Here is a 9,859-nt window from a genome sequence, read left to right on the forward strand (position 1 = left end):
CGGCTCTCCGGCTTGGCGCGGCTGGGCACGGAAGAGCTGTGCGAGACCATCATGAAGCGGCTGGAAGAGATCGACGCGCCTGGCGAGGCTGAGGCTGGCTGACGCCTCCGCCAAGCTCGCGACCCATAAAAAAGCCGGGCATTGCCCGGCTTTTTCGTATTCGTCTGAAGCGAAATCGGCTTTAGGCCGACAGCTCCTTCACGCGTGCATTCAAGCTGCTCTTATGTCGAGCGGCCTTGTTGCGATGGATCAGGCCCTTGTTCACGGCCGAGTCGATGATCGGGCCGGCGGCCTTGAGCTTGGCAGCGGCAGTGGCCTTGTCACCGGCTTCCACGGCGTTCACCACGTTCTTGATGGCGGTACGCAGCTTGGAACGGCCAGCCACGTTACGGGCACGGCGCTTGACGGTCTGGCGGGCGCGCTTCTCGGCTGACTTGATATTGGCCACGGTCTTACAGGCTCCAAAAAAGAGGCCGCGAATTCTGCCGACCGTCCGGCGTTATAGCAAGGGCAAAGTGGTCCGCCGGCCAGGAATTTTCGCGAATTGCTGGTCGCGGCCCCGGCCGGCCCAGCTCTTTGCCCACAATTGGACACCATGCCGGCCGGCAAGCGCGGCCATTTGCCGGCGCCTGGCCAGGATTGTGCGCGAACCTCGGCTCTGAAGTGCCTGAGCACGCCGTCAGCTTCTTCTCTACCATTGCGGCCCGATATGACGCGCCCCCAGCCCCTTTCATCCGAGCCCGGCCAGCCATGAGTCGAGGCTTTTTCCGTAGTACCGCCATCGTTGGAATTACCACGCTGCTGTCCCGGATCACCGGGCTGGTGCGAGACGTGGTGTACGCGACGGTCATTCCGTCGGTGTTCATGGAGGTGTTCGTCCTCGCCAATCAGATCCCGAATCTGTTGCGGCGGCTGTTTGCCGAAGGCGCGTTTTCGCAAGCGTTCGTGCCGGTGGTGGCCGAGTACAAGACCAAGCGCAGCACCGAGGAGGTGCGCGAGTTGGTCGATTCGGTTGCGGGCACGCTGGGCGGATTCCTCGCGATTCTTTCCATCCTCGGCGTGCTGGCCGCGCCGCTGATCGTCTACATCTGCGCGCCGGGATTCGCTGCCAAAGAAGCCGGGCAGTACGAGCTGGCGGTCGAGATGCTCCGCTGGACCTTCCCTTACTTGCTGTTCGTATCGCTGACCGCGCTCGCGGGCGGTGTGCTCAACAGTTACCAGCGGTTCGCGCTGCCGGCGTTCACGTCGGTGGTGTTGAACGTGGTGATGATTCTGTTCGCGGCCTGGCTGTCACCGTATTTCGAGCGGCCGGTCGTGGCGCTCGCGGTGGGTGTGTTCGTCGGCGGTCTGTTGCAGGTGTTCATTCAGCTGCCGGCGCTGATCAAGCTCGGCGTGATTCGTCGCCCACACTGGAATTACCAGCACGAAGCCGTGAAGCGCATCGGCAAGCTGATGGGCCCGGCCATCATCGGCTCGTCGATGGGGCAGTTGAGCGTGATGATCAGCACGGGCATCGCGTCGTTGCTGGCCGATGGCAGCATGACGTGGCTGTATTTCGCGGATCGGCTGGTCGAGTTTCCGCTCGGTGTGTTCAGCATCGCGCTGGCGACGGTGATCCTGCCCAGTCTGTCCTCGCAGCACGCGAAAGAATCGCCCGATGAGTTTTCGGCGACGCTGGCTTGGGCCGTGCGCCTGGTTTGTTTGATCGTGATTCCGGCGTCGGTGGCGTTGTTTGCGCTGGCCGGGCCGCTGACGGTCGCGATCTATCACTACGGCCATTACCGGGCGAGCGATGTCGAGATGACTCGTCTCGCGCTGATGGCGTTCTCGCTGGCGCTGTTGGGCTGGAGCATGATCAAGGTGCTCGCCACCGGCTACTACGCGAAGCAGAACACCAAGGGGCCGGTGAAAGTCGCGATGCGCGCGCTGGGCGTGACCATGATCCTGAACGTGCTGGTCGTGGCCGGGCTATGGTTCACCGGGAATCTGAAGACGCCGGGGGCGCACACGCTGCTGGCGCTGTCCAACGGCGTCGGGGCCATCATGAACGCTGTCCTGCTCTACACCGGTCTGGTGCGCACTCAGGTGCTGCGCCGGGGGCAGGCGCTGCGCGGGCTGCTGATTCGGATCGTGGTGGCGAGCACGCTGATGGCGGCGTTCCTGTGGTGGTTCGGGGGCGACATTGCCACCTGGCTGACTACCCCGAAACTGCAGCGGATCGTCTGGCTGGCGGGCCTGGTGGCCGGCGGAATCGCGATTTATTTCGCGGCTTTGTGGGCGATGGGCGTACGCGCCGGCCAGTTCCGACTGCAGCCGCCCGCGACTCCCCTATAATGGCTCGCTTCTAGTAGCGATTTCTTGGACTGGCGGAGCACGAGGGGCCGCGGTGGAGCTCATTCGGGGCCTGTATAACCTGCGCACGCGGCAGCGTGGTTGCGTGCTGACGATCGGCGCGTTCGACGGTATCCACCTCGGGCATCAGGAGATGATCCGTGTGTTGCGCGAGCGTGCGGCCGAGTACGGCTTGCCGGCGGCTTTATTGTCGTTCGAGCCGACGCCGCGCGAGTTTTTCGCCAAAGGCACGCCGCCGGCCCGGCTGACCCGCTTCCGCGAAAAGTATCAAGCGCTGGAGCGCTACGGGGTCGAGCGTTTCGTCTGCCTGCGCTTCGACGATTGCATGCGCCGCCTCAGTCGCGAGGACTTCGTGAACGAGGTACTGGTAAAAGCGCTCGGTGCCCGCCACATCGTGGTAGGGCACGATTTCCGCTTCGGGCGCGACAATCAGGGCGACCTCGATTGTTTGCGCTCGCTCGGAGCCGCTGCTGGTTTCGAGGTGACGGTGGTGCCGCCGTTCGAGGTCGATGGCGAGCGCGTCAGCAGTTCCTCGATCCGCGAGGCGCTGGCAGTCGGCGACATGGCGCGGGCCGCGAAATTGCTGGGTCGTCCGTATCGCATGACCGGCAAAGCGATCCATGGCCAGAAGCTCGGTCGCAAGCTGGGCTTTCCGACCGCGAATCTGCGGTTACAGCGTCGCGCGACGCCGGTGGCCGGCATCTTCGCGATTCGCGTGACGGGCGCCGGACTGCACGATGCGCCTGGCGTCGCGAGTTTGGGAACGCGCCCGGCGGTGAACGGCAAGGAGCTGTTGTTGGAAGCGCACGTGTTCGACTTCAGCGGCGATTTGTATCGCCGGCAGTTGCACGTCGACTTCATCGCTTACCTGCGCGAGGAGCGCTGGTTCGAGAACATGGATGCGTTGATTGAACAGATCAATCGAGACGCCGCCGAAGCGCGGCAGATTTTGGGTTCGTGAATTTCAGTTATGGACTATAAGCAAACCATCAACCTGCCGCAGACCGAGTTCCCGATGAAGGCGGATCTGGCTCGCCGCGAGCCGGATGTGCTGAAGCATTGGGAACAAGCCCAGACTTACGCCAAGCTGCGTGAGATTGCCAAGGGCCGGCCCAAGTTCATTCTGCAAGACGGCCCGCCGTATGCGAACGGCGCCATTCATCTCGGCCACGCCATCAACAAAGTGTTGAAGGACATCGTGGTCAAGTCGCGCTCCATCGACGGCTTCGACGCACCGTACGTGCCGGGCTGGGATTGTCACGGCCTGCCCATCGAACATCAGATCGAGAAGACACGCGGCAAGGAAGTGAAGTCGCTCGATCCTCGCGCATTCCGTCAGGCGTGCCGCGAATTCGCGCAGTCGCAAATCAACGGTCAGCGCGAGGACTTCAAACGCCTCGGCGTGATGGGCGATTGGGATCGTCCGTACATCACGATGGCGCCGAAGTACGAAGCCGAACAACTGCGTGCGTTCGCGGACATCTTGCGCAACGGTCACGTCTATAAAGGCTTGAAGCCGGTGCATTGGTGTCTGGACTGTCGCTCGGCGTTGGCTGAGGCGGAAGTCGAGTACGAAAACAAAACTTCGCCGGCGCTCGATGTGCGTTTCGGCGTGAAGGATGGCAGCGATCTCGCCAAGCGCTTCGGCGTGTCGGCGCTGCAGTTGCCTGCCAGCATCGTGATCTGGACGACCACCCCGTGGACGCTGCCTGCCAACCAGGCGGTCGCGCTCGGCCCTGAGTTCCGTTATTCGTTGGTCGATACCGGCAGCGAATTGCTTGTGCTGGCTACGGCGCTGGTTGAAGGCGTGTTGAAGCGAGCAGGCGTGGAAAGTCACAAGACGCTCGCCGAAGTCGATGGCGCCAAGCTCGAAGGGTTGCAGCTACAACATCCGTTCTACGAGCGCGTGGTGCCGGTGATCCTGGGCGGTCACGTCACCATCGACGACGGCACGGGCGCTGTGCATACCGCACCGGGCCACGGTACGGAAGACTTCGAGGTCGGCCTCAAATACAAACTCGAGGTCTACAACCCGGTCGGCAGCGACGGTCGATTCGTCGCGGGCACCCCGCTGTTCGAAGGCGAGCGCGTGTTCGATGCCAATAAACATGTGATCGAGGTGCTTCAAGAGCGCGGCGCGCTGTTGCATGAAACCAAGCTCAATCACCGTTACGCACATTGCTGGCGTCACAAAACGCCGGTGATCTATCGCGCGACGGCGCAGTGGTTCATCAGCATGGAACAGGCGGGTCTGCGCAAAGGCGCGATCCGCGAAATCGCCAAGGTGAAGTGGGTGCCGGGCTGGGGCGAGAACCGCATCAACAGCATGATGGTGGATCGTCCGGACTGGTGTATCTCTCGCCAGCGCGTCTGGGGCGTGCCGCTTGCTTTGTTTACTCACAAAGCGACCGGCGAGCTGCATCCGCGCACCGTCGAGTTGGTCGAAGAGGTCGCCAAGCTCGTCGAAGAGGGCGGCATCGATGCGTGGTTCGATCTCGATCCGGCCGCGATCCTCGGTGGCGAAGCCGATGAATACGAGAAGGTCACCGACATCATGGACGTGTGGTTCGACTCCGGTGTCGCGCATCACTCGGTGCCGAAGATGCACGAGGATGTGTTCGCGCCGGCGGATCTGTATCTGGAAGGCTCGGATCAACATCGCGGCTGGTTCCATAGCTCGCTGCTGACCTCGGTGGCTCAGCACGATCGCGCGCCTTACAAAGCAGTGCTGACGCACGGCTTCACCATCGACGACAAGGGACGCAAGATGTCCAAGTCGCTCGGCAACGTGGTCGTGCCGCAGAAAGTCATCGGCACGCTCGGCGCCGACGTGTTGCGTCTGTGGATTGCTGCCACTGACTACGCTAACGAGATGGCGCTCTCGGATGAAATCCTGAAGCGCGTTGCCGAGTCGTATCGGCGCATCCGGAACACGGCGCGCTTCCTGCTCGGCAATCTCGACGGCTTCGATCCGGCGACCGACAAGGTGCCGGCGAACGAGATGGTGCAAGTGGATCGCTGGGCCGTGTGGCGCACTCAGCAGCTGCAGGAAGAAGTGATCGCGGCGTATCGCAGCTATCAGTTCCACCTCATCTATCAGAAGGTGCATAACTTCTGCAGCGTCGACCTGGGCGGCTTCTATCTGGACATCGTCAAGGATCGCGTCTACACCACCGGCAAGAAGAGTCTGCCGCGTCGGTCGGCGCAGACCGCGATGTTTTATATCGCCGAGGCGTTGACGCGCTGGCTGGCACCGATCCTGTCGTTCACCGCTGAAGAGATCTGGCGCTATATGCCGGGTGCTCGCGGCGAGTCGGTGTTCTTCGACACCTTCTTCGAATTGCCGAAGGAACTGATTCAGCGGCCGGCCATCGATTGGGACGCCATCCTCGACGTTCGCAGCGCCATCTCGCGCGAGTTGGAGAAGCTGCGCAACGCCGGTTCGATCGGTGCGCCGTTGGATGCGGAAGTCGATGTGTACACCCAAGGGCCGTTGCTCGAAACGTTGCAGTCGTTCGGCGAGGAACTCCGGTTCGTGTTCATCACTTCAGCTGCGCGGGTGCATGCGGCCGATACTCGTCCTGCCGACGCGGTTGCGGCGGTGGAAGGCGAGAGCAACACGACTTGGATCGCAGTCAAGCCGACCACGGCGGTGAAGTGCGTGCGCTGCTGGCACAAACGTCCCGATGTGGGCCAGGATTCGAAGCATCCGGAACTGTGTGGCCGCTGCGTGACCAACGTGGATGGTCCCGGCGAGCAACGGCGCTTTACTTGAGGTTGATGCAATGACCAACCCTTTGGCAAAAGTCTGGTTCACGCCCACGCGGGGCGGCAGCAACTGGCTTTGGTTGTCGTTTTTCGTGGTGATCCTGGATCAAGCCACCAAGGCTTTGGTCATCAGCACTGTGAAACTTCAGGACAGCATCGCGCTGTTGCCCATTCTGGACATCGTGTATCTGGAGAACACTGGTGCCGCATTCAGCATCCTGGCGGAAGCGTCGGGCTGGCAGCGCTGGTTCTTCATCACGCTGGCGGTGGTGGTGAGTTTGACGCTGATGATCTGGCTGCGGCGCATTCGCTCGGATCAAACCATTCTGGCCATCGGCCTATCGCTGGTGCTTGGTGGTGCGCTGGGCAATGTGATCGATCGAGTCATGCACGGCTACGTCGTTGACTTTATCTACTTCAATTGGCGCACTTGGGATTTCCCGGCGTTCAACATTGCGGACACGGCAATCTCCATTGGTGCCGCTTGTTTGCTCATCGATGCTTTCTTGGAGAGCGGCCATGATCGCCGCTCTGCTGACGGGACGCCGCAGGCCCCAGGTAAATAGTGGTGGGTAAGTAGTGGTGGTTAAGTAACGATGCAGATTCTTCTCGCCAATCCCCGCGGTTTTTGCGCCGGTGTCGACCGGGCGATCGACATCGTCGAGCGCGCGGTGGAGTTGTTCGGCGCGCCCATCTATGTGCGACATGAGGTCGTGCATAACCGCTACGTGGTTGAGCGCTTGCGCAGCCTGGGAGCAGTGTTCGTCGAAGAGCTGCATGAAGTCCCCGACGACGCCACTGTCATTTTCAGTGCGCACGGTGTGGCGCGGGCGGTTCAGGACGAAGCGCGTCGTCGCGATCTCAAAGTGTTCGATGCGACTTGTCCGTTGGTGACCAAGGTTCACATGGAAGTCTCGCGCTATGCGCGCGAAGGCCGCGAAGTGATTTTGATCGGGCATGAAGGTCATCCCGAGGTCGAAGGCACGATGGGCCAGTTCGATGCTCAGTACGGCGGACGCATTCTGCTGGTGGAGACGCCGGAGGATGTCGAGCATCTCGATGTCAAAGAGCCGGAGCGTTTGGCGTTCGTCACTCAGACCACGTTGTCGGTGGACGATACCCAGAAGGTGGTCGATGCTTTGCGGCACCGGTTCCCGACTTTGACGACGCCGCGCAAGGAAGATATTTGTTACGCGACTCAGAATCGCCAGGATGCGGTGAAGCGCTTGGTCGAACGCTGCGACATCATTCTGGTGGTCGGCTCGCCGACCAGCTCGAATTCGAATCGCTTGCGTGAGATTGCGGAGAAGGCCGGGATTCCGGGATATCTGATCGACGGTCCCGAGGATATGAAGCGGGAATGGTTCGTCGCTAAGAAAGTCGTCGGTGTGACGGCGGGCGCGTCTGCTCCTGAAATTCTGGTGGAGCGCGTCGTCGCTAAACTAACAGAGTGGGGCGGTCTGGCGCCCGAGCATCTCCAGGGCCAAGTGGAGAATGTGGTTTTCAGTCTGCCGCGTGAGCTGCGCGTGCCGCTGCCGCAGACAGCGAAACAAACTATCTAATCTCCACTCTCGTCACATACGAAGCAGCACCCGTGCCGGGCGCTGACCAGCTGACGGCGACCACGTAACTGGCGGGAGTCATGGCAGTGTCTCGGGAGATGGAGCCGAGACCACTGGGGAGCGAGTGTTCCACTTCGTCTTCCCAACAGGCGGCGACTTGGGCGGCCTTGTCTTGGGGCAACGGCGTCTTTGCCTTTTCATCGCAAATCACACCGACCGTGGTCGCGAAGCCGTCGCGGCCTTCGGCAGTGGAGCGAATCCGTTGGGCCATGTTTTCCGCAAGCTGGGCGGCTCGTAGCGGCAAGCGCGCGTCGGGCGGAATATGCGTTTGGTCGGAATACAGCGCGGCGATGCCGACGATGGCGACGGCCATCACCAACAAAGCGGCAAGAATCTCGACAATATTGAAGCCGCGCGCGTAGCGGCGATTCGCGATTGGTCCTCCCATACGGTACTGATGATGGCTATCCGAACGGACAGCGTAAAGGGCGATCGTCACTGTCTCGGGTCGCGATGCGCGGGCGACCGGCGTTGTTGATGACGATGGCGCGGGCATGCTCTGAACCGCGACGGTCGCAAAACACCACAGTGCCGTTGATCACGCCGTTGTAGATGGGCCGAAAAGAATAGCTCCGCCGGTTCGAGGTGATCGAGCCGCCGCGCCAGGCGGCTTGAACGGCGAGTATCGGTTCATTGTCGTCGCGCACCGGCGGGTCATCCTGATCCAGGTTCAGGAACACCATCCAGCCGAGTTGCCAGTCGCTCGTTTGATTAGTGCAGGTCAGGCCGTCGCGCGAGGCGCAGATGCTCGCCGGACGGCCATGACTGACCGTCGCGTGGCGAGCCAGGAAGATGTCGTGGACCAAACCGTTCACAGCCACGGTTCGCTGCGAGTCGAGCCACAGGTTGGTGAAGCCAGGCACGGCGAGCCCGAGCAGCACCCCGGCGACGGTCAGGGTAACTAGCAACTCCAGCAGCGTGAGTCCGCCACTGCGAGTCGAATAAGAATAGCTTCCATGCACGTGCGGTCCCTCGCTTTGCCGGCAGCCAACATAACGGTCCGTGCCTGCCCCTAAGCGTCGATATTTCGGCTTTTTTGCCGAGTTTCTCGCCTCCCGCGAAAGGCCGAGGTATGCTCGGCTCCAGAGTGTCGCCCTGGGTATTTGCCCCGACTTTTCAGTGGCGGGTTCTTAAGTGACTTCCGAGTACAGCGCCCAACCCCAGCCCCAGCTCGCCGAACAGGCCCCGGCCCGCGAGCGGATCGTCCAACAGCTGCATCTGCATGGCCTGAAGCCCACCCATCAGCGGGTGCGGGTGGCCGAGATCCTGATGGCGGCGCCCACCCACATGACGGCCGAGCAAATCCTGGCGGAGATTCGCCGGGGCGGCGAACGGGTGTCCAAGGCCACGGTGTACAACACCCTCAAAGTGCTGGCCCAGCGCGGCCTGGTGCGCCAGATCCATCTGGATCCGGAGCGCTCGGTGTACGACTCCACCATCGCGCCCCATCACCATTTCCATGACCTGGAAACCGGCGAGTTCCAGGACATCGACCCCAACGACATCGCATTCAGCCGTTTCCCGACATTGCCCGAAGGCATGGAGGCGGAGGCCATCGAGGTGGTGATTCGTCTGCGCCGGAAACGCCCCGCGACCGAGAGCGCCTGACTCCAAGTCGACCTGGGCCCCGATTCGATGGGCCGGGCGCCTGTTCGCTCGCAACTTCTTCCCCTATACTTCGCACCCCGCCGCACCGGCCCGTCCGGTGCCGCATCCGGTTTTGCCGGTGCCGTCTTAGCTCAGCTGGTAGAGCAACGCATTCGTAATGCGTGGGTCCGCGGTTCGATTCCGCGAGACGGCACCATCTCCTTAAGCACTTCCGACACAAAAAAACTCCCGGGCTCGGGTGAGTGGCGGGCGCATCAAAGACTGCCCAAGGGAAATGAATGTGAGATTCCGAGCGGGACTGTGGGTGTTGTTCGCCGCGCTGAGTGGCGCGATGTCGATGACGGCCAACGCGGCCGACAATCAGATCGAATCGGCGGTGGTGGCCGGCCAGGTCAAACGCATCTGGTCGGTGACGTTGAATGAAGAGCGCCGACTGCTGATCCGTCTACCCGACCACTACGCCCAGTCGAATCGTTCGTATCCCGTGCTGTATCTGCTGGATGCGGACG

10 protein-coding genes and 1 tRNA gene are annotated in these 9,859 nt (G+C 61.9%); 8 read left to right on the forward strand and 3 right to left on the reverse strand.

The window, feature by feature from the left end; all coding sequences use genetic code 11:
* Window positions 1–181 precede the first annotated feature (181 nt).
* Complete coding sequence (gene rpsT / locus JNL55_RS19930) at window positions 182–448, reverse strand: 30S ribosomal protein S20 (RefSeq protein ID WP_293857743.1); 267 nt, start codon at window positions 446–448, stop codon at window positions 182–184.
* Between the two features lie 302 nt (window positions 449–750).
* Here rpsT and murJ point away from each other — a divergent pair, with 302 nt between their 5' ends.
* The 5 genes from murJ to ispH are packed head-to-tail and all read left to right on the forward strand — an operon-like array spanning window position 751 to window position 7,682.
* Window positions 751–2,334, forward strand: coding sequence for a murein biosynthesis integral membrane protein MurJ (gene murJ / locus JNL55_RS19935; protein ID WP_293857746.1), 1,584 nt, complete (start codon window positions 751–753; stop codon window positions 2,332–2,334).
* Window positions 2,335–2,386: 52 nt separating this feature from the next.
* Complete coding sequence (locus JNL55_RS19940) at window positions 2,387–3,313, forward strand: bifunctional riboflavin kinase/FAD synthetase (protein ID WP_293857748.1); 927 nt, start codon at window positions 2,387–2,389, stop codon at window positions 3,311–3,313.
* A 9-nt stretch (window positions 3,314–3,322) separates the two neighbouring features.
* Window positions 3,323–6,127, forward strand: a complete 2,805-nt coding sequence (gene ileS, locus JNL55_RS19945) for an isoleucine--tRNA ligase (RefSeq protein ID WP_293857751.1) — start codon at window positions 3,323–3,325, stop codon at window positions 6,125–6,127.
* 10 nt (window positions 6,128–6,137) lie between these two features.
* Window positions 6,138–6,686 carry a signal peptidase II gene (lspA, locus tag JNL55_RS19950; RefSeq protein ID WP_293857754.1) on the forward strand — a complete coding sequence of 183 codons (549 nt, stop codon included), beginning with the start codon at window positions 6,138–6,140 and terminating at the stop codon, window positions 6,684–6,686.
* Between the two features lie 30 nt (window positions 6,687–6,716).
* Window positions 6,717–7,682: a 4-hydroxy-3-methylbut-2-enyl diphosphate reductase gene (gene ispH / locus JNL55_RS19955; RefSeq protein ID WP_293857757.1), complete on the forward strand. Its 966-nt coding sequence runs from the start codon at window positions 6,717–6,719 to the stop codon at window positions 7,680–7,682.
* On the opposite strand, the gene JNL55_RS19960 is transcribed toward ispH, so the two are convergent.
* Window positions 7,675–8,130, reverse strand: a complete 456-nt coding sequence (locus JNL55_RS19960; protein ID WP_293857760.1) for a hypothetical protein — start codon at window positions 8,128–8,130, stop codon at window positions 7,675–7,677. The two genes, ispH and JNL55_RS19960, sit on opposite strands and share 8 nt — an antisense overlap.
* A gap of 16 nt (window positions 8,131–8,146) precedes the next feature.
* Complete coding sequence (locus JNL55_RS19965; RefSeq protein ID WP_293857763.1) at window positions 8,147–8,704, reverse strand: GspH/FimT family protein; 558 nt, start codon at window positions 8,702–8,704, stop codon at window positions 8,147–8,149.
* Window positions 8,705–8,876: 172 nt separating this feature from the next.
* Here JNL55_RS19965 and JNL55_RS19970 point away from each other — a divergent pair, with 172 nt between their 5' ends.
* The 3 genes from JNL55_RS19970 to JNL55_RS19980 form a co-directional block, all read left to right on the forward strand.
* On the forward strand, window positions 8,877–9,350 hold the full coding sequence (locus JNL55_RS19970; RefSeq protein WP_293857766.1) for a Fur family transcriptional regulator: 474 nt from the start codon (window positions 8,877–8,879) through the stop codon (window positions 9,348–9,350).
* A 120-nt stretch (window positions 9,351–9,470) separates the two neighbouring features.
* A tRNA-Thr gene (locus JNL55_RS19975) sits at window positions 9,471–9,546 on the forward strand.
* Window positions 9,547–9,630: 84 nt separating this feature from the next.
* A partial coding sequence (locus JNL55_RS19980) for an alpha/beta hydrolase-fold protein (protein WP_293857769.1) occupies window positions 9,631–9,859 on the forward strand: 229 nt, incomplete at its 3' end.

Source organism: Steroidobacter sp. (genome assembly GCF_016790065.1).
GTDB lineage: Bacteria > Pseudomonadota > Gammaproteobacteria > Steroidobacterales > Steroidobacteraceae > Steroidobacter.